This window comes from Paenibacillus sp. MAHUQ-63 (assembly GCF_028765165.1).
In the GTDB taxonomy this organism is placed as follows: Bacteria; Bacillota; Bacilli; order Paenibacillales; family NBRC-103111; genus Paenibacillus_E.
The window spans coordinates 26,857-52,271 of the sequence record NZ_JARADB010000003.1; the positions used below are offsets into that span (position 1 = coordinate 26,857).

The window sequence follows — 25,415 nt, forward strand, 5'->3', positions numbered from 1 at the left end:
ACCTTCCTTTCGTATATTGTCACGCTACAGCATATTTAAACAGGAAAAGGCGAGGACGGTTACCGCCGCGCCGATCAATGCGCCCAGGAACAGCGCGGGAAACGGGCGTGTTTTTTTGTCATACAGCATAATAAAAATAATTACGGCCAGCGAATAGGCCAGCAGTGCGGCGATCGTCTGGTCCACGAAGACGGTAATGACCGTTGCGATGGAGAATGCGACCGCCGTCAACAGGCTGGGCCGGACTAATTTGCCTTTGTCCGAGAACCGGGTCTCGATGACGATGACGGTGAGCACGACCAAGGCGATCAACACCCAGATCGATCCCGCCGACATATTCGTCTGCTGAATACGCGACTCGCGGAGCAGCTGGTCGATCGGCTCATAAAAGACGACCATCCCGACGATGACCGCGAAGCCTGCGGACACCAAGACGGACGCCGCTGCGACGTCCTTGGCAATCTTGGCTAGCGGATGCCGATCCGGCATCGCCAGATCCACCGCTTTCTCTACAGCCGTATTAATCAGTTCCGTTACAATCATCAAAGTGACAGCTAACATAATAAACAGAATATCCGTTTTGGGCAAATGAACAAGCAGTGCAGCCAACAAAACAAGAAAAGCAACGCAAAAATGGAATTTCATATTGCGCTGCGTATCTAATGCATATTTGATTCCTTCGTAGGCATACCGGAAGCTCCTGCGCCATTTACGGAAGCCGTCTGTCATTAGCGCGTCAAACCTGCCTTTTGCAAAATGTCCTCCTGCTTGGCGAACATTGCCTTCTCTTCTTCCTCGCTTTGGTGGTCGTAGCCGATCAAATGCAGGAAACCGTGTACGAACAGAAAGCCGAGCTCCCGTTCAACGGAATGTCCATAATCCTCGGCCTGGGCAATCGCCCGCGGGACCGAGATGATAATATCTCCCAGCGGTTCAATGAACCCTTCGGAAGCCGTTTCATCGTCGTCACTTGCGTTCTCTGTTCCCTCATCCTCATAATTAATGTGAATTTCATCTTCCCCGAATTCACTCATGGCGAACGAAAGCACGTCGGTCGGTTTATCTAAATTGCGGTACTGCTTGTTCAGCTCCTGAATCGCTTCGTCGTCGACGAACGTCAAGGCGACTTCGCCGGCCGTGATCCCTTCAAGCTCCCCTGCCAAACGCAGCAGCTCTTCCATCTTATCCATCAGCGCCGGTGTAATTTCTTTGGCGTCCTGCTCGCTGCTCCACTCCAGCGTCAAATCTACACTTGCCATAGGCTGTGCCTCCTAATTGTGTCATCAAGCTCCCGATTTCTTCGGAGCTAGCTCATTCGGATACTCGATCCTTGCATGGAAGATGCCCAGCAAGGTCTCATTCAGCGTCTTGGCGATCTTATCCAGCTCCTTGAGCGTAAGATCGCATTCGTTGAACTGCCCGTCGTCCAAACGGGACTTAATGATTTTGTGAACCATCGAATCGATCTGCTCCAGCGTCGGATTGCGCAATGAGCGGACAGCCGCTTCCACACTGTCGGCGATCCCGACGATGGCCGCTTCTTTCGACTGCGCTTTGGGCCCCGGGTAGCGGAAATCCTCTTCCAGAATGGACTTGTCGCTGCCCTCCTCTTCGGCTTGCTTCATGGCTTTGTGGTAGAAATAATGAAGCAACGTGGTGCCGTGATGCTGCTCGGCAATATCCCGGATCGCCTTTGGCATCTTGTAGTCCTTCAGCATCTCGACGCCATCGCGCGGATGAGCGATGATGATCGATTTGCTCAAATTCGGATCGATGCGGTCATGCGGATTCTCGATATTAGTCTGATTTTCGATAAAATAGCTCGGCCGCTTCGTCTTCCCAATATCGTGGTAATACGAGCCGACGCGGCAGAGAAGTCCGTCGGCGCCGATCGATTCCGCAGCAGCCTCCGACAGATTGCCCACCATAACGCTGTGGTGGTATGTGCCTGGCGTTTCGGTCAGCAGCTTGCGCAGCAGCGGATGGTTCGGATTCGACAGCTCCACCAGCTTCAGCGGCGAAAGAATGCCGAACGCCACTTCGAAGAACGGCAGCAGGCCGATGACGAACACAACGGTGAGCAGGCCTCCAACGGCCGAGAATGCCATCGAGAACAACGCTTCTCTCTGTTGGAAATGATCTTCCAGCAGCATGAGCGACGATATCGTCAATATCGAGAAAAACGCGATCATCAGACCCGCCTTCAGAATCGTAGCCCGCTGGCTTGCCCGTTGAATCGTAAATACGGCGGTAAAGCAAATAACGAGCGAAACGATCCCGTAACGGAAATCGAACAGCTGCGTATGCTCTGCATTAAAAATAATACTTGCCATCAAGGAGAATAAGACCGATGAAATGAAAGCCAGCGGTGCATCCAATAAAATGGCAATCAAAATGCTGCCCAGCGCTGTCGGTGCGAGATAACCGATATACGGATAGTCCAAATTCTGGACAAGCGAAATAATTTTCATACAAGTGATGTTGATTATAAAAATAAGGATCAGCATTACCAGCTGCGAATTGTTGTATTTGATCGCTAACAGACTCTGTCGCACGAACATGAACACAACGAAAGACAATAAAGCGGAGAGGATGCCCAAACCGATCTGCGGCAGGTGGTTCGCTTTGCTCTTCAGCAGCTCCAGCTTATCCAGCCTGGCGTAAATCTCTTCCGTTATGACGTCTCCGACTTTGACGAGTACATCATTCTTGTTGATGTAAACCGGCTTGACGCTTTCTCTGGCTTGTCCCTTGGCATCATCCGTCCCCTTCTGATCAAAGAACTTATTCGGCGTAATGACGGCTCTTGCAATCTCCGTCACCATCTCACGCATCGTATTCTTCGACAGATTGGACGTGTTGACCATTTCGGCGACTTTGGCACGCGCCGTCTGAGCATCCAGCACTTGATCGTTCATCAGTTTCGCCACGATCTCCTTCGTGACCGGCCGCATCTCCGCCAGCTCGTCCTTCGTTAGCCGTGGCAGCTTGAAATACGATTCCTCCGGCAGCGGATACGATTGTTCCGCAAGCCCCTGCTTGATCTGTTCGATCAGCGTATCATTGTACTGGCCGCTCGCACTGAGCGATTTGACCGCCTGATTCTCCATATCGCTGATCAATCCGGGTATCACCCGCCGGAAAATGCTGACTTTGTCGTCAAACTTCACTTCTTCGTCCGCATTGATTTGTAATAATTTATCATAAATAGCGTCGATAATGGTATCGTTCTTGAGATTCACGATACGATACACAGGCTGAACGCGCTTGGCCGCGTCTTCCTTGGCTTGCTCGGTTGCAATCGCGTTCTCAATTTGCCTGGGTGCGTAAATCGTCGTTTCACTCGTCGTTCCGAGTTCGATGTCATACACTTGTGGTACGAGCTTTGCGTAAAGGGAAGTAAAGAATACTAAAGCCAGCAAGAGAAACAACAGTATCCGAATCCCCGTACTGTATTTCCATCCGTTGAGCTGGTAATGAAATTTACCTTTCATTTGCACTTCATTTTTCATACGGAAGGTCATTCCTCTCTACCTGACAAACCAGCACAGTTACTTTTCGTTTTCAGCATTGTAAGCAACGATGATTTTCTGAACCAGCGAGTGTCTGACAACGTCCTGCTCATCAAAGTAAATGAAGCCAAGCTCCTCGATGCCGCTTAGAATGCGAGTCGCTTCTACAAGTCCGGAGGATTTGCCGCGAGGCAAATCGATCTGCGTAACATCCCCGGTAATGACCATTTTGGAACCGAAGCCAAGGCGGGTCAGAAACATTTTCATTTGTTCAGGCGTCGTATTTTGCGCTTCATCCAGAATAATGAATGAATCGTCCAAGGTTCTTCCCCGCATATAAGCGAGCGGAGCGATTTCGATCAATCCGCGCTCCAGCGACTTCGCCACCTGCTCTGGGCCTAAGACGTCATTAAGAGCATCATACAATGGGCGCAAATAGGGGTCAACTTTTTCCTGTAAATCTCCGGGCAAAAACCCTAAGCTTTCCCCTGCTTCGACAGCAGGACGCGTCAAAACGATTCGTTTGACAGCGCCTTCTTTCAGACGGGTAACCGCAAGGACGACAGCCAGATACGTTTTGCCCGTTCCCGCTGGTCCGATACCGAAGACGATATCCTTCTTCTTGATCGTTTCGACATATTTCCGTTGTCCGATCGTTTTGACGCGAATCGGCTTCCCGCGGTGTGTCGTCGTGATTTCACCTTTGAATAAATCCAGAAGTTGATCGGCTTTCATCTGCTTCGCGAGCTCAACGGCGTACAGGACGTCGCGCTCGGTCAGCGTGTAATTGTTGCGGATAAGCTGCAGCAAAACCTCAAAAAGCTGCTGAAGCGAGTTCACTTCCGCAGCCGGTCCTTGAATCGTTATTTCGGCTTCACGCGTATAAATTTGTGCAGCGATTTCCCGTTCGATCACATGCAGGAACTTATCCCGAGGACCGAACAATGCAAGTCCTTCTGCCGGATTTTTCAATGTTATTTTTACGGATTGTGCGTTTTCTACCAACAGGTCTCAGTCTCCTCGTATGACAATTGGTTGCTCTTCGGCGATATTTTCTTCGACTTCAAAATGCACGTCTATATAAATTTTACCATTCTCTGATTTTTCATGCAAAATTTTTTCGCCTACGAGTCTCGCATCGCCGCCAACAGTCGTCAACAATTTCGCTCTGGCCTGCTCCAGACCTATCTTTCTGGCCGCAGCCGGGTCGATAGGCTCCTCTACGATTTCGACTTCCATGACCTTCTCGTGAAGCCATCCGACAGGAAGCGCCCAAGACCGCCAGGCAAGCGTTTTACGCTCCGGAATCGTCTCAAAGTTGGCATACTCCAGCTTCCCATAGCCGCTAACCTGAAGAGCGCGGGTGCCGAAAACAAGATAATTGCGATTCCGCGTTTCACCCGTATATACCCGGTACGACTTCGTAAGAGGCGTTTCGATTCGGGATGTGTACCATACCACACCTTTGACTTTTCCGTTAGCGACTACCGTCTGGCTGTTCTGCTCGTCCCCGATCGTGCCTGAGATCAGCACGTCCCCTTTTTTGACATATGTGTTCGGCTTCACCATCGGTCTGCCTTTATCCGCTAAAATTTCCGTCACCAGCGCATTCTTGGCTGCGACCAGATTTCGCGGATTCATCAGCTCTTTTTTATCCGGAATCGTCGCTTCGACCACTTTGATCGTCACATGCGTGCCGCGAATTTCAACGCCGACCCAGGCTGTGCCCGGCAGCAAGCTTTGAATTTCCCGCGATAAGTCCTCCGCCTTTTTCAGCCTGAACTTCCATTGGTAAGTATGAATCCCTTGTTTGGCCGCAGCCTGCAGGATTTCCGCCTCCGAGATGCGGTCGTTGCCTTCTACACTGACTTGCCAAACCAACGAGGTCAGCAAATAAATGCCGAGGATGAAGCCTGCTATCCCGCTCAGGAACACCTTTCTCCGGCCCAATCGCTCCATGAAGAAAGGAAGCCCGTGCCTTTCCTGGACATGCACTCTGCAGCCTGTCCGCTTCAACAGCGGCCGAAGCTTGAAGAAATCCTTAATCAATATATTCAATTCAAGCTTCCCGTCGCCGGCAACTTGAATATCCCATATGGAGAATTCATTCTCCATCATGGGATTGATTAACCTTTCACACCCGTTTCCCCGTATCTGAATGCGCACATACCCGCGCAAACGGGCAATGAACAATGATTGCTGCATGAGACAGCCTCCCCCTCCAATTGAAGCGTATTACGTCCTATGGCATGTATTTGACATTGTCGATCAAACCTTCGATGAAGACTTCTTCGGAAAGGATCGCCCGGATGACCAAATTTTTCCCGAGCACTTCAAGAGTCCCTTTCGTTAATTCAAGCTTGAGGTTTTCACTGGAAAAATGAAGCACGCCCCGATGATTCTCTACATAGAGCTGTACGTTGCCGATCATCGTAATTCGCGGCAAGTCCTGAACCACATCCTGAGGCAAATCCAGGATTTTGGCCGTGAACTGGTTCCATTTGCGGGTCAAGCGACGCATAGCTGGGCAGTACCCCCTCTAACTGGATGATCAGAGCAGCAGAAAAAGTGCATAGACTTTCTACCAAATTATGCGAATGACCCTTGTTTTATGAGAAAAAACTGGAAAACAAAAAGCGCCCCTTTTCGATCGCTCGAAAAGTGACGCTTCCTCTGTTCATATTTATTTGCGATAAGGCTTTTTGGACCTTGGAGGGCCTAATATTTCCGCCCACACCACACCTTGCAGCAGCTGCTCCCGGCTCGGCGACTCCGGGAATGCCCCGGGTCCCGTCAGATCGCCCGCATATACCGGCGAGGCGTCATGTAACGAAGCGGCAGGCTTGCTGAACGGGGATCCTTTCGGCTTAGGGGCATCCGGTGCCACCGGTGCGCCGGAACGCGTGTAATCGCCCTGTACGCCTTTGGAGCGCGTATCGCGAGCGGCGGCTTCCACCTCTTGCCTGCCGGGGCTTGGCGGCCTCCTGTCTTGGTCAGGCGAACCCCCGAACGCGGGCATGCCGCCTCTGGGCGACGGCTTACGATTCGCCGCGCGGCGGGCTTTATTTTGCAGTTGGTACCAGAAGGTTAGTCCAATCAGTACGAGATACCAGTGTTTGACTAGAAATTCAATGAGCTGCTCCAAACCATCACCTCATCCGCGGTCATTCTTTATCGCCCTTGCCGTCGTTCAGCTTGCCGAGCGTAGAGCGCATCTGCGTATCCGCATCGATATTCTTCAAATTCATGTAATCCATCACACCGATTTTGCCGTTCCGAAGCGCTTCTGACATCGCCAGCGGCACTTGCGATTCCGATTCGACAACTTTCGCGCGCATTTCCACGACTTTCGCTTTCATCTCCTGCTCCGCCGCGACCGCCATCGCCCGTCTTTCCTCAGCTTTCGCCTGGGCGATGCGCTTATCGGCTTCCGCTTGCTCCGTTTGCAGATGTGCGCCGATGTTCTTGCCGACATCCACATCGGCGATATCGATAGATAGAATCTCAAATGCCGTCCCGGCATCCAAGCCTTTGCCCAGCACGGTGCGGGAAATCAGATCCGGATTCTCGAGCACATCCTTGTGGGAATCGCTGGAGCCTACCGTCGTTACAATCCCCTCGCCGACACGGGCGATTATCGTCTCTTCCCCGGCGCCGCCGACCAAGCGGTCGATATTCGCCCGCACCGTCACTCTCGCGATAACTTTGACCTCAATCCCGTTCTTCGCCACTGCAGAGACATTAGGCGTCTCGATGACACGCGGATTGACGCTCATTTGAACGGCCTGGAGAACGTCCCGTCCCGCCAAATCAATGGCCGCCGCACGCTCGAACTCTAAATGAATTTTGGCCCGGTGCGCGGCGATCAGCGCATTGACGACGCGATCCACATTCCCGCCGGCAAGGAAATGGCTTTCCAACTGATTGATGCTCAAATCAAGGCCCGCCTTCGTCGCTTTAATCATCGGGTTCACAATGCGGCTCGGCGTCACGCGGCGAAGCCTCATGGCGATCAATGTAATGATGCTGATGCGCACGCCGGAAGCAAGTGCCGAAATCCACAGCATAACGGGTACCACGCTGAGCAGAATCGACAGCGCAACAATAATGACCGCCGCCAGCAGTACCAAATAAAGTCCAGGTTCAATCGTCATTCAACATTCCTCCTAGGTTCGTCTCATCCGTCTCACGCACGACAACGCGCGCTCCTTCCACTTCGACAACGATAATTTCTTTATCCCCTGCGATAAAATTCCCGTTCGTAACGACGTCCACACGCTCCCCTTGAATCAGGGCCGTTCCTGCCGGCCGCAGCGGGGTTATAGACCGGCCTGTTAGCCTAAGGAGATGGGAACGGTCCGGGCTGGACGTGAAGCCCTTGTCAGTCGTCAGCTGCTCCCTCAGGATGAACCGGTTCCACACGCCGCGGTGCTTGAAGGTGCGAATAGCGAACAGGATGACGATAATCGCCGCCAGCAGCGCAATTCCTAACATAACCGCGGCTTCCGCCGGATCCGAGGAGGCCATCAGCACGCCGCCGAACAAACAGATTGCCCCTAACACGCTTAGGATGCCGAAGCTCGGAACGAACAGTTCCAAGACGAGAAGAACGATGCCTAAACCGAACACGGCCAGATCGCCAAAGCCGGCAAAGCCTGCCAAGTAGTACCCGAGAAAATAAAGCGCAAAACCCGCAACGCCCGCCAAAGCAAGCAAACCGCTGCTAAAAAACAAAAGTTCCAGTGCTATGCCAATAATGCCAACCATTAATAAAACCGTTGCTGTTACAGGATGTGTCAGAAAGGCTGATAAGTTGTCTGCAAGCATCGTCACTCACTCCTTTCTTATTGCTGCCTTATCATTAATATGTACGTCTGACATCCCGATCTGTTTCGTCTACGTCAATAAAAAATAAAAAGACCGAGTGGATAGCGATCCGCTCAGTCTTATTCATTCAAACATATTTAAGTATTATCCCAATAATTGTTGGACCAACTGATTAACAAGCTTGCCATCAGCGCGTCCTTTGACCTGAGGCATCAATGCCGTCATGACCTTGCCCATATCCGCTTTGGAAGAAGCACCAATTTGCTGGATGGTCTGCTGTACAATGGCTTTCACTTCTTCCTCAGAAAGCTGTTGCGGCATGTACTCAGTTAGAATGGTAAGTTCAGCCTTCAGGTTGTCGGCCAGATCGTCTCTGCCGGCCTTGGAAAATTCTTGGAGGGAATCCTTACGCTGTTTGATTTCACGAGTTAGTACGTCAAGCACTTCATTGTCGTCTAAAGCTCTTTTCAATTCAATCTCAGCATTCTTAATGGTAGATCGTACCATACGAATAACAGAGAGTTTGAACTTGTCCTGACTTTTCATCGCTTGCTTCATATCTTCGTTCAATCGGTCGCTTAAGCTCATGTTGCCTCCTAGAACTTTCTCTTGCGAGCAGCCTCAGATTTAAGCTTACGCTTAACGCTAGGCTTGTCATAATGTTTACGTTTCTTAACTTCTGCTAGAATGCCATCCTTTGCGATGGAACGCTTAAAGCGACGAAGTGCAGCATCTATAGTTTCGTTCTTACGAACTCGAGTTTCTGACAACAGATTTCCCTCCCTCCGAACAGACCATCTAGGATCAAACGGTTCATCAAATCTCATTATAGGTGATAGTAATTAGGGTGTCAATCGAATCCTTACGTTTCCTGAAAGTTGCCCCTAATTATGTACGCCTAACGGGGACAACCGGGCCCCTGCCATCAAATGATAATGGATATGGTGAACAATCTGCCCGGCGTTGGCCCCAATATTCGTGATTACACGGTAACCGGACTCTTCAACCTCTAGTTCTCTAGCAATTTGCGCGGCAGCCGCTTGCAATTGACCCATGAGCGGCCAATCTTCGGCCTGAGCGTCAGCCAGCGATGCAATATGCTTCTTAGGGATAATAAGCACGTGCACAGGCGCAGCCGGTTGGATGTCGTGAAAAGCAAGGATCTGATCATCCTCATATACTTTCTTGGACGGGAGATCCCCCGCAACAATTTTGCAAAAAATACAATCACTCATTCTTGGGCTTGTCCCTCGCTTTCGTAAACTCTCATCTTTTAATTTTATCGGAAACGAAACAAAAAATCCAATCCAATCCATCCTTATACAAGGAACGGTTACAAATAAAAGAAACATCTCAGAACACCGAGATGTCAGAAAAGAATTTTTCTATTAATAATAGGGCAGTAAGGATAAAGCCAGCAACCCGGCTAAAGGCAGAACCTGTCTGGCGAAACGCCGCCGGCCGAATACGTAACCGGGATACGGAAAACCATAGAACGGGAAAGGGGAGCCGAATGGCACGAATGCGCGCATTTGTTCCGGGTCTGCACCGCCGATCGGTACCGCTAAGTATAGATGGTCGCCGTCGACATGCTCGACAATGCCGTCGTACATGGCGCCGTTATCCATCGTAACGCTGACATAACGATGCATATGATTGATACAAATCTCATGCTTCTCAGGATGATTCATGGGCCTTTGCCTCCTTTTTTCTACAGCATATTCAGCTGTAGGCAAAAGGCTACTGCAAGTGGCAAATTATCGGTTATGCTGGTTTTTGAGTGACTGGTGGATCTTCTTCCATTTGGCTTTCTCCGCAAGCTGGAGGCTTTTATCCTCTTTGCGGGCCAAATAGGCAAGTTCCTTCTGCAATTTCACGTAGTTGTGAAATCGTTCCTGCGGCAGCGTTCCGTCGGCCAAAGCGCTTTTCACCGCGCACTTGGGCTCATTCTCGTGCTTGCAATCCTGGAAATAACAGCTCTGCGCAAGCTCTTCGATATCCTGAAACGATGTGCTGAGGCCTTCGGAGGCGTCCCATAACTGAAGCTCACGCATCCCCGGCGTGTCGATCAGAATACCGCCATCCGGCAGCGCAATCAATTCGCGGTGTGTCGTCGTATGCTTTCCTTTGTCATCGCCTTCGCGGATGTCGCCGGTCTGGAGAATTTCCTTGCCGTAGATGCGGTTCACAAGCGTCGATTTGCCGACGCCGGAGGAGCCGAGCAGCGCAACGGTCCGGCCGGGCGCCATGTAGGAGGCCAGCTCGTCAAGTCCTCTGTTCTCCGCCGAGCTGATGACATGGACGGGTACGCCGGCGGCTACCGCGGCGACTTCGGCGGCCAACGCTTCGGGATCCGAGCACAGGTCCGCTTTGCTCAGCACGATGACAGGGGTAGCCCCGCTCTCCCAAGCCAGAACCAAATACCGCTCGATTCGGCGAATATTGAAATCCAGGTTCAGCGCAGTGACCAAGAAGACCGTATCTACGTTCGTCGCCACGATCTGCTCTTCCGTAACTTGACCGGCTACTTTCCGGGAAAACTTGCTTCGGCGCGGAAGTATGGCATGAATCGTCGCCCGCTGCTCTTCTTCCCGCACCGCAACGATAACCCAATCGCCAACCGCCGGATAATCTTCGCGGTGAGGAGCCATGTGGCGCATTTTGCCGGAAACTTCAGCCAACACTTCGCCGGATTCCGTCAGAACGCGATACATATGTTTATGTTCCAAGGACACCCGTCCCGCACGGTACCCTTCGGTAAGATAAGGTTCGAAAGCTTTCTCAAAGTGCGAATTCCAACCTAATGCTTCTTTATTCAAGTGTTAAATTCATCCTCTCATGGGGTTCTGATCAAAAGTATAGACTAAGGTTATTGCCCTCACACGGTAAACTATCATTTAGATTAATTTTTCCTTCGAAGGAATTTATACATCGGTCAATTCGTATGTAGACTAACGGTCTAATTTTGCATATAATAGGAGTAAATCGATGGTTGGAATGGAGTGAGCCCATGAGTCAATTCATGCGAGCGACCACCCGCAAAAAGCGCGATGTCATGATGGACGTCGCCTTATCCATGTTCATGGACAAAGGCTATGAGAATGTGTCCGTCGATGACATTATCGCGGCAACACGGACATCTAAGGGAACTTTTTACCATTATTTCAAAAGCAAAGATGCCATCATCGCCGACCTTTACAACAAACAAATCCAACTGATCCAAGAATGGGTGAAGCAGCCCCCGTCCAAGGTGCAGTCCCTGGAAGGACACATCAACCGCTTATTTTTAGACTTGGCGTCTAACATTCGCGTCTCCCCCCGGTTGATTCGGAGCTTGCAAGCCTTATCACTGCAAAATGATACGGTGAAAGCCGAAGAACAGCGCCAGCTGAATGTGCTCACCGAGAGCTTGCTCCACTGGCTGCCGGAAGCCAGGAAGGTTGAACTGCTCGTTTGCATGTACACGGGCACCATACGCACTTGGTGTACGCAAGAGCATGCCGATTTACTCTCCATGATGAAAAACAACTTAGCTTGGATGTGGGCGGGCCTACGTTCCGACGAGCCTAATGCCCTTCTGCAAGTAGAACCAGTCCCCAAGGAGGAACACACAATGAAAGTAGCAATTATCGGCGGAGGTCTCGCCGGCTTAACCGCGGCCGCCTATTTATCGGAGAACCCGCATATCGAAGGCGTTCTGTTCGAGCGCAGCCCGCAGCTTGGCGGCCGTGCTTTTACGTATGAGAAAGCGGGATTCACACTCAACTATGGCGCGCATGCCATCTACGGAATCGATCGCCATACGATTACGAATATGGAACGTGAATTGGGACTGTCCTTCTCCTCCAAGCAAGTGGATAAGCGCAAAGTGTTTTACGCCAAGCATAACCAACTGACGCAAGCACCGCTTGACGCGATCAACCTGCTCAAAACCGATTTGCTCAGCACCGCCCAGAAAGTGCGGTTCGTCGGTGAAATCGCCGCGATTATCGCGAACATCCATAATTTGAAAAATTACGCCACCTTGGCCGACTACTTGGCTGAATCCAATGCCGACGAGGATGTCAAAGAGCTGTGGGAGCATCTCGTATGTTCCAACTTCTTCATCACGCCGGAGGATGCCCGCAACGTATCCGGTGCGGTTATCAGCGAGTACTATCATAATTTGTTTCTCTCTTCGAAGCCTGTGAACTATATTCTAGGCAGTTGGGCCGTTATTACGAACCAGCTCAAGGAGAAGCTTACGGCATCCGGCAAATGGGAAATCGCGCTGCAAGAAGGCGTGGAAAGCTTGCGCTATGCAGACCGTAAATTCGTCCTGCAAACGAAGAACCGCGAAGCCGCATTCGATAAAGTCATCTTCGCCATGCCTGTACAGCAAGTCGTCAAGCTGTTGAAAGGCACGGCATGGGAGCCGTTCCTTGCGACATACGAATCCAATACCGCAACCGAAGTAATGGTTTACGACGTCGGGTTAAGCCAAGTCGTGGCCAGACCGTTCAGCTACATCAGCGATATGGACAACAAGCTGTTCATCAGCGACGTATCGGCTACCGACCATACGCTAGTGCCTGAAGGCGGACAGCTGCTGCAAGGCATCGCTTACTTGAGCGATCGTTTCGATAATGAAGAAGAGCGTAAAACATATCTCGATAACAAAAATAAGCAGATGGAAGCTCTCTTCGACAAGCATTATCCAGGCTGGCGCGACGTAACGGCCGTCAAAAGGGTGTCGAAGAAAGCGATGGTATCCAGCGTAAAAAATATCGCCTCTAACAGCCTGCTCCCGACCCGCGTAGAGAACGTGCCGTTTTATTTCTGCGGCGACGGCTGCACAGGGAAAGGCGAGTTGGCGGAACGCGCCTTCTCCAGTGCCCGCACCGCGGCGCTAGCCGTCATCCAAGAAGTTCAGCAAGCTCTGCAAAGCGTGTAAACGAAAAGCTGCTCCGCCCTTGACTCTCGCGTCAAAGGATGGAGCAGCTTTTTTATATAAGCCAGTCATTATTTGGTTGTAATCGTGACCGTCCGGCTGCTTCCGTCCCAACTCACTCGACCGCCGAACGTCTCGCCGACGAATCTCGCCGGCGCAAGCGTGTAGCCGTTAATCAAGCGGGCAGGCTCTTCCAGCTGAACGGCCGATCCGTTCACATAGACGGTCTTCTGGTCCAGTGTCAGACGCACTGTCGCGCTCCCCTTCTTCGCCGTCACCGTCCGGCTGGAGGCCTCGTACTCAACCGATGCCCCCATCGCTTCAAATATCGCGCGCAGCGGAGTCAGTGTCGAGCCATTGACAATGGCGGGAGCTTGCTCGAACGACTGCTCCTTGCCGTCGATCTCGACGGATACCTGAGAGGAGATGCCGAACGTGCGCAGCGCGACTTCCTGTCCCGCTTTGTTCCACACGCGGATTTGCAGAACGGAGCCCTCAGGCACCTCCCCGGCGCGAAGCTCTAAGCCATACGGCAGTTCGGTTTGGGATGCGACAACTCGTCCGTTCAGCAGATATTCGACCTTCCCGATATAGACTTCCGGGATTTTGACGAACGGAACCACCTTCGTTCGCTTCGTGAACGGTTGGTGATCCGCATCGACAGGCACATAGCCGGCATTGTCCGCAGGCTTAGCCGAATCGGCGACTTTGGACAGCAGGTAAGGATTCGCGATCAGCTTGGCATAGTAGCTCTGAATCTCGGAGGAACTCGACAAGGAATAATCATTCTTGGCATTATCCGTCTGCTGGTTCACGTTAAAGTACGTGATCGCCTTCAGTCTCGGATATTTATATGGCATGATTTCGTAAAGCCGCTGCAGATTGAGCTTGGCCCATTCCGTGAAATCTTCGCCTGTCGCATAGGAGTAATGCGGTACGCCGGTCTCGCTTAGCATGAGCGGCTTGCGGTCGGCATAGGTGTCGTATAATCGCGTCAGCCGCTCAACATTGCTTGTCGCGAGCATCGACGGCAGAGACGGATCCCCGTTCTCATAAGGCTCGATATACAGGCTGACGCCAACCCAATCGACATAAGCGTCGCCGGGGTAATACGGATCGATGTCATTCGCCGGCACGTCTCCGGGACTCCACACCATCGCGACATTCGGCGCTTCGGCAGCGAAAACATCATGCAGCATCCGGAATTTCGCGATATACTGCGCAGGATTGCCGTGCCACTTGACCCAGGCTCCGTTCATTTCACCGGCAAAGCGCAAGAAGATCGGGATGCCGGCAGCCTTCGCGTCCCGCGCCCATTTGCGCAAATAGTCGCCGTCCGTCACGGGATCCAGGCCGTCATCCGGCTCCCATGCGATTTGGAGCGCGCCGCCGGCCTCCTTGGCTCTCTTCGCATAGGTCGCCGGGAAGCCTTGACCCCAATGGGCATAGGCCAAATAAATCGCATGCTTCTTGCCGTAGACCGATTCATTCTTCGTAAACATGTTCCCGACCTTAGGATCCTGCTCGGCGTACATGCCCAAATAGGTGCCGTAGGCAGGTTCGAACTTCGCCAGTTTGCCATTCGCAGGCACCGTGAGCTCACGTACGGAAGCCTCGCCGCTTTCCTTGCGGTACAGCTCGACGGTCGTGCGAATTTGATCGGCCCGCTGCAGCTTGACAGCCCCCCAATCCCTCCCGGCTTTCACCCAATATTCATTCTCCAGCTCATAATAATGAATGGCTTGATCGTAATCGCCGATCGCGTCATAATAAGCATCCAATTTCCCGCAAAATAGTGCAGCATTCTCCCATTCCCCAGCGCTCGCATAGTGATCCGCAAGGAATTTCCAATGTACTGCGGCCGCTTCTTGTTCCCCGCTGGCGCTAAGCGCCTCCGCCTTCTGCCAGTGATCCCAGATGATATCGGCCTGCGCGGGAGCCGGCGTGCCAACCAGGCTCGCCGCTAGAATGCCGGCGGCCAGCATCATAATACCGATCGTTTTCTTCGTCTTATTCAAGTTGCGATGACTCCCTTCAATCTCTCTATCTAATGATTTGCTTATACTTGATACGTACAGGCGTACGGAAAGTAGCATTTTGAGGCGAAAATATTTTCGGTACGCCAAAAAGCCCCGTCTCGTATAGAGGCGGAGCTTGCAGGTACGCTATTATGGCTTGGATTTGGCCGTTTCCACCCGAATGCTGTCCCGCTCCGCTTTCGTCAGCGCACGCACATAAGACGGGTTACCCGGAGGCGCGAAGCCTGTAACCGTGCCTGCGCGGAATTTCCCGCCGGCTAACGGAACCGCCGTCCTGACGCCAAAGGCCGACATCACATAGCCGATCGGATTGCCAATCGATCGCATTCCGTCGCCTGTACCGGCGAAATTGAGCGCTGCCGCGAAGCGGTCGCTGGCCCGCAGCCAAACCGACCCCGAATCGCCCGGCAGCGAGACAGCCCCATCGTTGCCGCGAATGATCGACTGATTGCGAAACGTCAATACACCTAAGCTTCCGCCGTAGGTTACCCGTACGTCCGCGTTATTCGACTCAACCGTACCTCTGACGAATCCGGTCGTACGCCCCCCTTTGACCAACTGCAACCCTACCGGGTAGCTGGCCAAATGACCGGGAACCGTGACTAACTGACCTGAAGAGCGGAGTAAGTATCGCGGATTCAGCACACGGTTCGAGCTCGGGAGGGCGAGCGCCGCATCCACGTAATTCGTGCCGGAGGGGTTTAATTTGACAAAACGAAACAGCCGTCCAATCGTGTCCCGCGCCGCCGTTCCCGAGTCCGAAGGACCTGGCTGCACGACAGCAGCGAAGGCATTCGAGTTGTTTTTGACAAGTACATGGTTATTGCTCAAGAGATATAACTGATTGTCTCTAGTGACGATAAGGCCCCCTGATCCCGTTGCGGACGGGTCCACTTTGCCTACGCTGACACCGCCCGGAACAGGCCGAACCCGGGAGCTGAACAGTTTGGGCCTGACGGCTTTCGCATTAGGCGCCGCATCATGCAGCTTGAATCCTCCGGATGGAACGAATCGAATCGGGATGCCCGCGCCGGACTTGGCGAGAACGCCCTTAAGGCTCGTAAGACTGGAGGGGACGATCTTCTTCTGCGTGTACACGATAACACCAGCGCCAAGCGCAGGCTTGCCGGGATCCGCATAACCGACGCCGACGGCGACAACCTCCGCACGCTTCAACAATACAGGCGATAGTCTGTTCTTATGTTTCAGCGCCTCATGAAATGTAGCCATACGCCATTCTCCTCTTCGTAAAGATGTAGCAGTGTATGCTAACTTGTACGAATCGGCATGATGACTTTACCTACCAAGGCGGTTACCGGATATAAAAAGGGCGAATGACACTCGTCCAGATCCTCTCACTACCAATCCCCCGCACTATCCTACTATTGTTCCTCCATCACAATACGGCTACCCCGGCCCGACGGTTCAGCAGGCTGAACGATTAATTTGCGGGCGAGCCGCGCCCTAAGCTCCGGTACGTGCGAGATAACCCCAACGGCCAAGCTGTCCATATGCAGCTTCTCCAGCGCGCCGATGACCATGTCGAGCAGCTCTTGGTCCAACGTGCCGAAGCCCTCGTCGAGGAAGAAAAATTCCAGCGGGTATTCCCCCTTAAGCTGGATTTGTGCCGATAGCGCAAGCGCCAGGGCGAGCGAGGTCAAGAACGTTTCGCCGCCTGACAGCGTGCTGACCGGCCGCTTCACGCCGCCGTTGGCATCGTCGCGGATGACGAATCCGCCGCCGGAGTCAACCTCGATCGCGTAGCGGCGGCGCGTCAATTCGCCCAGCCGCTCCGAAGCGGCGCGGCTGACCTGCATGAGCTGCTCTTCGGCCAAATACTCGACGAAGGCATTCGCCTTAAGCACGGCTTGCAGCTTGCCCAACCGCTCCAGCTGCTTCGCTTGCTCCGCGCGCTGCGCCTCCAGCTCGCACCAGCGCGCATGCCGCGAGGCGAGCTCGCCGGCGCCCTGGGCCGCTCTGGCCCGCGCTTCCAGGGCAGCCTCGGCGGCCCCCTTCGCGGCGGCCAGCTCCGCCTGCGTCTGCGCCCACGCGTCCGCGCTCAGCACGCGGCCCTGCAGCTTCGCTGCCAGCTGCGCCAGCTGGGCGCGCAGCGCCTGCTCCCGCTCGCGATGCTCCGCCGCGAGCTGCGTCCACTCGCGGCGCTGCTCGGGCGCCAGCGCCGCAGCCGCTGCGGCTTCGCGCGACGCGAAGCCGCTCTCCCCGAGCACGCTGTGCAGCGCGCGCTCCGCTTGCGCCAGCTGCCGCTCCGCGGCGGCAGCGGCTTCGGCGGCGGCGCTGAGGCGCTGCGCCGCCAGGGACTGCTCGCGCTGCGCTTCAGCGTGCGCGAGCTTGGTTTGCTGCGCGGCGAGGCGCAGCTTCTCCAGCGCGGAGGACGCCTCCGCGATGAGCTGCGGCACGGCCGCGCCGGGCGCGCGCTGCGCCAGCTGCCGCGACTTGTCGGCAGCGAGCTGCGCCAGCCCCTGCAGCCGTTCGTGCAGCTGCAGAGCCGTACGGTCGTGCTCAGCGGCTGCGCGCTGCAGCTCTTCCAGCTGCGCCGCCACCTGCTCGAGGAACGGGATACTGCGCTCAATGCGCCCCCGCAGCTCCTCGGCCAAGCGTTCCTTCGCCAGCAGCTCCTGAAGCTGCTCGTCGATCGATGCCCACGTAAATTCAGGATACCGCTGCTGCCAGCCGGTTGTCCGCTCCGTAACGGCCCCTTGAACGGCGGAGACTTGGGCATCGGCTTCCGCCAGCAAGCTGGCAGCCGCTCTATGCTGGGCTGTCGTCTGGACGTATTGCTGCTCGTAAGCGGTATGCTCCTTCAGCAGCACTTGGATCGATTGTTCCAGAGCGTCTGCGGCGGTGCCCCATGAAAGCAATGTTTTTTCCATGTATTCCCATATATTGTGCAGAGTCTGCATACCTTCTTGCCGTACGCTGCCGCTCGGGAGCGTCATTTCATCAATCGCTGCAGCAGCTTCAAGTTCGGATAAGTTCGCGGCTTGCTCAACCTTCGCAGCATGTGCGAAGCGGCTAACCTGCTCGGCCAGATCCACCGCTTGCCGATGGACGGCATGCATCCTGTTCATCCGCTGCTCTTGGGTGTACAAGCGCTCTTTGATAAGCTGCAGCAGCCGTTCGGCTTGTTGAATCTGCTTCTCCAGCTCATCACCGGTATGCGGTCCGCTGCTAACTTTCCCCTTGCCAGGATGCTCCGTCGAGCCGCATACAGGGCAATGCTCGCCATCCGCCAGCTCGTCAGCCAGAATAGCCGCCAACGCATGACGCTCCTGCATTTTCCAGCTGATCTTCAGCTGCTCCAGTTGAGCTTCCACTCTCGGAATGAGAGACTGAATGGCCTCATAGCGCTTCACCCCCTGCCCGCGGGTCGCCTCCGATTGCCGGAGCCACTCGCCCACTTGATGCTGCAGCGCTTGTCCTTTGGCCTCGTGCTGAAGCAAGCTCCGATCCAGCTCGGACAGCGCTCTCGCTCTGGCTTCCTTCACTTGCAGCGCTTGAGACAGCTGATCTTGCAGCTGCCGGATAGCTTGTTTCTCTTGGTGCGCCGCTTGCATCAGCTGCCTGGCGGCCGTATTCGTTTCCGCTTGTTTCAGCTGTTCCTTCAGATCCGCTTGCTTCAGCAGCGCCTTCTGCTTCGTCTCGTTGGTTTTCGCGATTTCCGCTTGCTTGCCCGCAAGCGCCGCTTTCACCTCTTGCTCTTGGCGCTGCGAAGTCTGGATGTGCTGCTGCACCTGTTCCAGCTCCTGCTGAATCAGAAGCGCCTGCTGCAGCTGATCCAGTCTCAGCAGCAGCGGCCCTTCCTGCGCCGCCAGCTCTTGCTGTGCACGCTCGAACGACTCGGCCGCTTGACTGAAGCGCGCATCGGCCGTCTGACCGCTCGACGCCGCCGACGACAGCTGCGCCTGCGCGCCAAGCACGTCCTTTGAAGCCGAATCCTGCTGTTCGAGATAAGGCCTTACCCGTTCGGCTTTATCCGCTTGTCCGAGCAGCAGCTCTTTCTGGCGAATGAGCGGTTCCTGCTCGTCAAGACGCCGCGCTTCATTCTCCAGCACCGTCTTCTCCTGCTGCCATTGGAAAATTTGTTTATGCTCCTCATGGAGCTTCTCCTGCGCTTCCAGATGACGGCGGCTCCTGACCGTCTCCTGCTCCGCTTCCCGGAGCCTGTCATTCGCTTCCTGCAGCGCCTGCTCGGAGGCATCCCCCAAGCCCGTTTGCTCTGCGGCGAGCTGCTTGACCGCGCTGTCCGTTTCTTTCACTTTGGCGCTTACCTTGGCGCTCAGATGGTCTCCATATTGCTCAAGGTGGAATAGTCTTTGCAGCATCTGCCTGCGGTCTTTGCCCGTCAGTGTCAGAAATTCCGCAAACTTGCCTTGCGGCAGCACGACGGCTCGCGTGAAATCCTGCATCGACAGCCCTAATATGTGCAGCACCTTCTGGTTGACCTCGCCGGCCTTATCCGCCAGGACGATCGTTTCGCTCTCCCCAAGGTGCAGCAATCTGGCAATCGTTCCGTTGATGGACATCTCCGATCCCCGCTTGAACTGCCGCTCGACACGGTAACGCTCCGTACCCGCCGCATTCGTAAGCTCGAATGTGAAAGCAACGAACAGCGTCTGCTCCGCATGGTTAATGATCGCTTGCGTACCGCCGCTCGCTCGCTCCACTTTGCCGTACAGCGACAGCGTGATCGCATCAAGAATCGATGATTTTCCGCTTCCCGTCGGCCCGAATATACCGAACACCCCGGCATCGATGAGCCCGGCGAAATCGATGGTCTGCAGCTCCCGGTAGCTCTGAAGCCCGGACATTTGCAATTGAATAGGACGCATGCTCAAGTCCTCCTTTCATCATAACGCGATCTCTTACTCCCCTGCCGCATCCGCCAAATCCTTCTCCTGCAGCAGCTCCAGAAACAACCGGATCAATTCCGGCTCGGGCTGCGCACCGCCGGTTTGGCGCGCATAGAAGCGTGTAAAATGCTCCTCCATCGATAAGTCCGCCTTCGGCTCGTACGCCCGGGCAGCCTCCATCTCCGGATAGATGGGACGTATATGTATGAAGCCGTCATACGCTTTGCGAAGGAATTGAATCTGTTCCATCGACATCGCTTCCGTCATCGTGATTTCGAGATCGATCCATGCGGAAGCGTCGCGCTTCTCATCCAACCACCGGTGAACCTCGGCAATTCCTTCTTTGGCTTTCCAACTGACGAGCGGACGTCCGGAGCGGAGGAAAATCTCCTTGGGCTCCGCGACGCCACCCGGCGCAAGATCCAGAATCGTTACCGACTTGGCTTGACCGGCTTCCGAGAAGCTGTATGCGATCGGTGACCCGCAATAGCGGATCGGCGAGACAGCTTTCACCTGCTGCGGCCGGTGCAGGTGGCCTAGCGCGACATACTGCGCGCCGGCTGTCAAGGCCGACGTGTCGACCGTATACGCGCCGCCTACTTGAATCGGGCGTTCCGATTCGGTTTCCAAGCCTCCGAGCACGTAGAGATGGCTCATGATCAAATTGACCGTGCCCGGCTCGAACGCAGCCGCCTGCCGGCGGATGAGCGCTCCGACGCGTTCGGAATATTTGCTGCGCAGCGCTTCCTCTTCGGCCACATCCGAGAGCAGCTCCTTCAGCCGCGACTCCGACGGATACGGAAGCGCGATCAGCCGGGCCAGCTCACCCGTACGGGCAACGCCGATCGACTGAATATCCGATCCCGGCAGCCCGATGAGCGTTATGCCATGCCTCGCCGCAAGCGGCTCCGCAGCGGCCAGCCGGTCGGGATGGTCATGGTTGCCCGAAATGACGGCAACCTGCCGTTTCCCGCCGTCGGCAAGCCTGGCCAAACTTTCATAGAACAGCTGTTCGGCCGCTGCGGGAGGATTAACGCTATCATAGATGTCGCCGGCGATCATGACCAGATCAATCGCTTCGTCTTCCACGATGCGCACAAGCTCATCCACGAAGGCGGTCTGCTCCTGAAGCCGGCTGCGCCCTTCCAGCGTGCGGCCAAAATGCCAATCACCCGTGTGTAAAATTCGCATAGTTCATCCTCCACTTTACATTTCCAGCAATTTCGCACCGTCAAAGAAATATAGATATTTTCCGGTAACCGGCCGCTTCCATATTTGTTCCACTGCCCGCGTGTACAACCCGAGCTGCTGCTCATAGCGCTGCTTCAGCTGTTCGTCCCCGCTGCCTTTCACTGCGTCCGTTTTGTAATCAACCAGGACAAGACCGAGCTCATCCTCGAACAAACAATCGATCACCCCTTGGATCAGCACCGTCTCGCCTGACGTAGCGAGCTCCGTCCCGTCTCCGCGATATACCTCGCCGGCCGGAAGTCCGTAACTGAAAGGCACCTCCCGCTGCACATGCTTGGCTGCAATCAATCGCTTGCCGATCTCTGTCTCGAAGAAGCGGAGCACCACGGCAATGTCCACCACTTCGCTCTGTTCAGGCGTCAAAGTTTGCTTGTCCAGCATGTCCGCAAGCGTCGACCTGACGCTAGCTTCCGTCGGCATTTCCTGCAGTGAGAGGTTTTGCATGACGGCATGAACGACCGTCCCCTTCTCAGCCGCCGTCAGCTTTCTCTCTTCCATGAACTTGGGCCTGCGCCAGACGGTTGATCTCCGGGCGCTGGCCGGTGACGATGATAAGGATGACAGCTCGGAAGTTCCCGCAGGCATTTCCATGTCGTCGGCGATCCGGTTCAACTCAGACAGCCTTTTCATTTCCGAAACGGTCGTTTTGGCAAAAAGCTTAGGCGCTTCTTGATAGGCATACGTCCAAGACAGCCTGTCGTGCAGCCACGCCTTCCATTCCCCCGATGCAGGAACGGATTGCAGCTGTCGAATGTTAGCCAACCGCTCGCCGTCAGGTACGGCGCTCTGCTCTTCCGTCTCCTCATCCCCTTGTAAGCTATCGGGTTTGATGACCGTCAGCTTCCACCGCGAGGCGTCTGCCAGCAGCCGCAATCCCGCGGACCCCTCACCCAGCCCCAAACGCTCGCGCCACAGTACTGCATCGGGATGCCGGAGCAGGGACGGTCCGACCCAATCAAGATAGCTTTTGGCCTTCGCCAGCTCGAAATCCGGCAGCACCCATTCGGCTCTGGACAGATGCCGGCCCCAGCCTCTCAGCAGCTTATCAAGCGATTTGACCGTCCCTAACAAATAAAGCTTCTCTCTGGCTCTCGTCAGCGCTACATACAAGACCCGCATTTCTTCCGCCAGCAGCTCCAGCTTCATTCTTCGCTTGATCGCCAAGGAAGGCAGGGTGGGGTAGCTGACACGCAGCGTGGTATCCACATACCGGGGGCCGAACCCGAGCTCCTTATGCAGCAGGAAGGCATCGTTCAGATCGCGCTGGTTGAACATTTTGGCCATGCCGGCAACGAACACGACCGGAAACTCCAGCCCTTTGCTTTTGTGAATCGACATGATCCGGACAACGTCCTCTTGTTCCCCAAGCGCTCGCGCCGTACCCAAATCGCCGCCGCTTTCTTTCATTCTTTCGATAAAACGCAGGAACCGGAATAACCCGCGAAGCGATGTGCTCTCGTATTGTCTTGCCCGGTCATAGAGCGCTCTCAAGTTCGCCTGTCTTTGCAGGCCGCCCGGCAAGCCCCCGGCGAAATCGTAATACCCCGTCTGTCTGTAGATATGCCAGATCAAGTCGGCGAGCGAGCCTTGCCTTGCCTCCGAGCGCCACGTTTCCAGCAGATTTAAGAAATAACCGAGTTTAGCCAAATAAGGCTCCTGCTCTGCGTTGCGTTCATCTCGATTGTGTACAGCCGCCAGAACAGCTTCGTAGAACGGCGCCGACTTGTCCGCAACGCGTATTTGGGCCAAATCCTCCGCCGTCAATTGGACGATCGGTGAACGCAGCACTGCCGCCAGCGGAACATCTTGGTACGGATTATCGATCACTTTCAATAATGAAAGCATGACTTCCACTTCCGTAGCGGAGAAATACCCCGTACTCAGCTCGGCATAGGCAGGTATTCCCTGCTTCTTCAATTCTTCGATGATGATCGGCGACCACATTTGCGTAGCCCTGAGCAGAATGACGATATCCCGGTATGTGGCGGGACGGTCGCCTCCCGTTCGTTTATCAAAAACCTGGAACGGCTTCCGGCCGTCAGCCCCCAGCAGCTCGCGAATTTGGCGGGCAATCGTGCGCGCCTCCAGCTGCGCCGTCTCCAGCTCCTGCGCTTCCGAGACGGGATCGGGAGTCCCCTCTGAGGCGTTGTCGCCGGCCTCTTCTTGCTCATCCGAATCGGATGCATAGGCCTCTGCCGGCTCCGGCGCGTCCGTCGCCTTGTCGACGACCATCATCTCCACGGCGCAATCACCGGCAGACGGCGGGTAACCCGCTCCGTATACGAGCTCGGCGCGCTCATCGTAGACGATCTCGCCTACCGTTTCATTCATCATTTGTTTAAAAATATAATTAACCGCATCTACAACTTCGACCCGGCTGCGGAAATTGCGCGCCAGATCGATTCTCCCTCCGGATGCAGCACCTTGCGGCCGATTCTCATGCTTGGACGCGTAAGCTTTGTACTTCTCCAAGAATAGCCCCGGCTCCGCCAACCGGAACCGGTAAATGCTCTGCTTCACGTCGCCGACCATAAACCGGTTCCCCGGCTGCGGATTCGAAATCAGCTCGACGATTGCTTCCTGGACGCGGTTCGTGTCCTGATATTCGTCGAGAAGCACTTCGGCGAATTGCTTCCGATAGGCTTGCGCCGCTTCGGACGGCGCCAGTTCACCGGGGATCGATCCCGGTGCGCTAAGAATTTGCAGGCAGTAATGCTCCAAATCGGCAAAATCAATCAATCCCTTGGCGCGCTTGCCCGCTTGGTAACGGTGCCCGAAATCAACGACCAAATCGACCAAAGTATGCAGAACCGGCGCCATATCGGCGATCTCCCGATAGAATTGCTCCGGCGTGCGGCCGAACAACTCGTCCCGCATCTTGTTGATTTGATCTTTGGCCTTATTGCGCAGCTCCTTGACTTCCTCCTGCAGCGCTTTATCGTAATCGTCGCCTTTGCACGCTTTGAGCTTGCCGAATTCGACGGTTTGGAACCCTTGATACAGAACATGCCACGGGTACGACGTCGTTTCCAGCAAATTGGCAACCAGCTCCAAGTCGTCCCGCAAATTGTCTAAATACGGAGCCGGGCCGCCTGGCGCATCGGCGATCTGCATCGCCTGCCGCAGCAAGTCGGCCGCCCCTTCCAGTTCCAGGGTCAGATCGCGGGTCAGGCTCTTCTCCCAGATGCCATAATCCGCCTGCGCCGACGCTGCCGCAACATAAGGCAGCGCCTCCTGCATGACGGAAGCCGCCTCGTCCTGTACCTCCGGCTCCCCAGGTGCCGGGGAGCCGAACATCGAAGCCGTCGCCCGGAGCCAGTGCTCCGGCCACGGGTGACTGCGCGATACATCGTACAGCTTCTGAATCAGCCCCATGATCGCATCGTCGTTGCGTTCGCCGCTGAACGAATCGACCAGCCGCCAGAAGGCGCTGTCCTCCTCGCTGCCGGCGTAATATTCCTCCAGCATCTCGCCGAGAAGATCCTGGCGCATAAGCTCCGCTTCCGTCTCATTGGCGATCCGAAAGCCCGGATCCAGCCGGATGAGGCTGAAGTAACGCTGCACGACCTCCAAGCAGAAGGAATGCAGCGTCGTAATGGAAGCCCGCCCCATCAACGCGATCTGCTTGCGCAAGTGCTGCGAGTGCGGCTGCTTCATCAGCTCCTTCTCGAGCGCTTCGCGAATGCGGTGCTTCATCTCCGAGGCTGCCGCTTTGGTGAAGGTCGCCACGAGCAGCCGGTCCACATCGAGCGGCTCCCACTCGTCGGAGATACGCTTAATGATCCGTTCGACCAGAACGGCTGTTTTACCTGAGCCGGCTGCTGCGGCAACGAGCATATTCTCGCCTTTTAACGTAATGGCATCCCACTGGTCGTCCGTCCATGTAGAGCCGGCAGGCTTAGGCGGTTGTTGTTTATTCACGTCGTTAGGCTCCTTTCCGCATTAATGTTCGAGTTTCGTCCCTGTTCTCGTTCGTGTACACGGA

The 25,415-nt window shown here is 54.8% G+C and carries 20 protein-coding genes; 1 reads left to right on the forward strand and 19 read right to left on the reverse strand.

Going from position 1 to position 25,415, the window contains the following annotated elements; genetic code table 11:
* Positions 1-24 precede the first annotated feature (24 nt).
* The 14 genes from PUT07_RS16495 to rsgA form a co-directional block, all read right to left on the reverse strand.
* A complete protein-coding gene (locus PUT07_RS16495; RefSeq protein WP_274469381.1) occupies positions 25-729 on the reverse strand; it encodes a diacylglycerol kinase in 705 nt (234 codons plus the stop codon).
* The gene (ybeY, locus tag PUT07_RS16500) at positions 729-1,259 is read right to left on the reverse strand and encodes an rRNA maturation RNase YbeY (RefSeq protein WP_274469382.1); all 531 of its coding nucleotides are present in this window, start codon (positions 1,257-1,259) and stop codon (positions 729-731) included. Before ybeY ends, PUT07_RS16495 begins: the two co-directional genes overlap by 1 nt.
* Before the next feature lie 24 nt (positions 1,260-1,283).
* Complete coding sequence (locus tag PUT07_RS16505; RefSeq protein ID WP_274469383.1) at positions 1,284-3,512, reverse strand: HD family phosphohydrolase; 2,229 nt, start codon at positions 3,510-3,512, stop codon at positions 1,284-1,286.
* A 39-nt stretch (positions 3,513-3,551) separates the two neighbouring features.
* Complete coding sequence (locus PUT07_RS16510) at positions 3,552-4,517, reverse strand: PhoH family protein (RefSeq protein WP_274469384.1); 966 nt, start codon at positions 4,515-4,517, stop codon at positions 3,552-3,554.
* 6 nt (positions 4,518-4,523) lie between these two features.
* Positions 4,524-5,717 carry a sporulation protein YqfD gene (gene yqfD / locus PUT07_RS16515; protein ID WP_274469386.1) on the reverse strand — a complete coding sequence of 398 codons (1,194 nt, stop codon included), beginning with the start codon at positions 5,715-5,717 and terminating at the stop codon, positions 4,524-4,526.
* Positions 5,718-5,754: 37 nt separating this feature from the next.
* Complete coding sequence (gene yqfC / locus PUT07_RS16520) at positions 5,755-6,033, reverse strand: sporulation protein YqfC (RefSeq protein WP_274469387.1); 279 nt, start codon at positions 6,031-6,033, stop codon at positions 5,755-5,757.
* Positions 6,034-6,195: 162 nt separating this feature from the next.
* A complete protein-coding gene (locus PUT07_RS16525; protein WP_274469388.1) occupies positions 6,196-6,657 on the reverse strand; it encodes a hypothetical protein in 462 nt (153 codons plus the stop codon).
* A 19-nt stretch (positions 6,658-6,676) separates the two neighbouring features.
* The gene (gene floA / locus PUT07_RS16530) at positions 6,677-7,666 is read right to left on the reverse strand and encodes a flotillin-like protein FloA (RefSeq protein WP_274469389.1); all 990 of its coding nucleotides are present in this window, start codon (positions 7,664-7,666) and stop codon (positions 6,677-6,679) included.
* The gene (locus PUT07_RS16535) at positions 7,656-8,339 is read right to left on the reverse strand and encodes an NfeD family protein (RefSeq protein WP_274469390.1); all 684 of its coding nucleotides are present in this window, start codon (positions 8,337-8,339) and stop codon (positions 7,656-7,658) included. The genes floA and PUT07_RS16535 overlap by 11 nt, the downstream gene beginning before the upstream one ends.
* Before the next feature lie 144 nt (positions 8,340-8,483).
* Entirely contained in the window at positions 8,484-8,927 is a 444-nt protein-coding gene (locus tag PUT07_RS16540; RefSeq protein ID WP_274469391.1) for a GatB/YqeY domain-containing protein, read from the reverse strand.
* Positions 8,928-8,935: 8 nt separating this feature from the next.
* Entirely contained in the window at positions 8,936-9,109 is a 174-nt protein-coding gene (gene rpsU / locus PUT07_RS16545; protein WP_029195880.1) for a 30S ribosomal protein S21, read from the reverse strand.
* Between the two features lie 114 nt (positions 9,110-9,223).
* Positions 9,224-9,574: a histidine triad nucleotide-binding protein gene (locus PUT07_RS16550; RefSeq protein WP_274469392.1), complete on the reverse strand. Its 351-nt coding sequence runs from the start codon at positions 9,572-9,574 to the stop codon at positions 9,224-9,226.
* A 153-nt stretch (positions 9,575-9,727) separates the two neighbouring features.
* Positions 9,728-10,030 carry a hypothetical protein gene (locus PUT07_RS16555; RefSeq protein WP_274469393.1) on the reverse strand — a complete coding sequence of 101 codons (303 nt, stop codon included), beginning with the start codon at positions 10,028-10,030 and terminating at the stop codon, positions 9,728-9,730.
* Between the two features lie 66 nt (positions 10,031-10,096).
* The gene (gene rsgA, locus PUT07_RS16560) at positions 10,097-11,158 is read right to left on the reverse strand and encodes a ribosome small subunit-dependent GTPase A (protein ID WP_274469394.1); all 1,062 of its coding nucleotides are present in this window, start codon (positions 11,156-11,158) and stop codon (positions 10,097-10,099) included.
* A gap of 191 nt (positions 11,159-11,349) precedes the next feature.
* On the opposite strand from rsgA, the gene PUT07_RS16565 reads away from it, so the two are divergent.
* Positions 11,350-13,272 (forward strand): FAD-dependent oxidoreductase, encoded by a 1,923-nt coding sequence (locus PUT07_RS16565; RefSeq protein WP_274469395.1) that lies wholly within the window; start codon positions 11,350-11,352, stop codon positions 13,270-13,272.
* Positions 13,273-13,340: 68 nt separating this feature from the next.
* On the opposite strand, the gene PUT07_RS16570 is transcribed toward PUT07_RS16565, so the two are convergent.
* From PUT07_RS16570 to addA, 5 genes are all read right to left on the reverse strand, one after another.
* Positions 13,341-15,287, reverse strand: a complete 1,947-nt coding sequence (locus tag PUT07_RS16570; RefSeq protein WP_274469396.1) for a stalk domain-containing protein — start codon at positions 15,285-15,287, stop codon at positions 13,341-13,343.
* Between the two features lie 150 nt (positions 15,288-15,437).
* Complete coding sequence (locus tag PUT07_RS16575) at positions 15,438-16,538, reverse strand: hypothetical protein (protein ID WP_274469397.1); 1,101 nt, start codon at positions 16,536-16,538, stop codon at positions 15,438-15,440.
* 152 nt (positions 16,539-16,690) lie between these two features.
* Positions 16,691-20,158, reverse strand: a complete 3,468-nt coding sequence (locus PUT07_RS16580) for an AAA family ATPase (protein ID WP_274469398.1) — start codon at positions 20,156-20,158, stop codon at positions 16,691-16,693.
* Positions 20,159-20,191: 33 nt separating this feature from the next.
* A complete protein-coding gene (locus PUT07_RS16585) occupies positions 20,192-21,370 on the reverse strand; it encodes an exonuclease SbcCD subunit D (RefSeq protein ID WP_274469399.1) in 1,179 nt (392 codons plus the stop codon).
* Between the two features lie 15 nt (positions 21,371-21,385).
* Entirely contained in the window at positions 21,386-25,351 is a 3,966-nt protein-coding gene (addA, locus tag PUT07_RS16590; RefSeq protein ID WP_274469400.1) for a helicase-exonuclease AddAB subunit AddA, read from the reverse strand.
* Positions 25,352-25,415: the final 64 nt, after the last annotated feature.

Coding starts and splice junctions, on each gene's coding strand:
- PUT07_RS16505 (WP_274469383.1), bottom strand. CDS start 3,512: ATGAAAAATGAAGTGCAAATGAAAGGTAAATTTCATTACCAGCTCAAC.
- PUT07_RS16580 (WP_274469398.1), bottom strand. CDS start 20,158: ATGCGTCCTATTCAATTGCAAATGTCCGGGCTTCAGAGCTACCGGGAG.
- PUT07_RS16555 (WP_274469393.1), bottom strand. CDS start 10,030: ATGAATCATCCTGAGAAGCATGAGATTTGTATCAATCATATGCATCGT.
- floA (WP_274469389.1), bottom strand. CDS start 7,666: ATGACGATTGAACCTGGACTTTATTTGGTACTGCTGGCGGCGGTCATT.
- PUT07_RS16535 (WP_274469390.1), bottom strand. CDS start 8,339: ATGCTTGCAGACAACTTATCAGCCTTTCTGACACATCCTGTAACAGCA.
- yqfC (WP_274469387.1), bottom strand. CDS start 6,033: ATGCGTCGCTTGACCCGCAAATGGAACCAGTTCACGGCCAAAATCCTG.
- PUT07_RS16540 (WP_274469391.1), bottom strand. CDS start 8,927: ATGAGCTTAAGCGACCGATTGAACGAAGATATGAAGCAAGCGATGAAA.
- yqfD (WP_274469386.1), bottom strand. CDS start 5,717: ATGCAGCAATCATTGTTCATTGCCCGTTTGCGCGGGTATGTGCGCATT.
- PUT07_RS16565 (WP_274469395.1), top strand. CDS start 11,350: ATGAGTCAATTCATGCGAGCGACCACCCGCAAAAAGCGCGATGTCATG.
- ybeY (WP_274469382.1), bottom strand. CDS start 1,259: ATGGCAAGTGTAGATTTGACGCTGGAGTGGAGCAGCGAGCAGGACGCC.
- PUT07_RS16495 (WP_274469381.1), bottom strand. CDS start 729: ATGACAGACGGCTTCCGTAAATGGCGCAGGAGCTTCCGGTATGCCTAC.
- PUT07_RS16550 (WP_274469392.1), bottom strand. CDS start 9,574: ATGAGTGATTGTATTTTTTGCAAAATTGTTGCGGGGGATCTCCCGTCC.
- PUT07_RS16575 (WP_274469397.1), bottom strand. CDS start 16,538: ATGGCTACATTTCATGAGGCGCTGAAACATAAGAACAGACTATCGCCT.
- PUT07_RS16585 (WP_274469399.1), bottom strand. CDS start 21,370: ATGCGAATTTTACACACGGGTGATTGGCATTTTGGCCGCACGCTGGAA.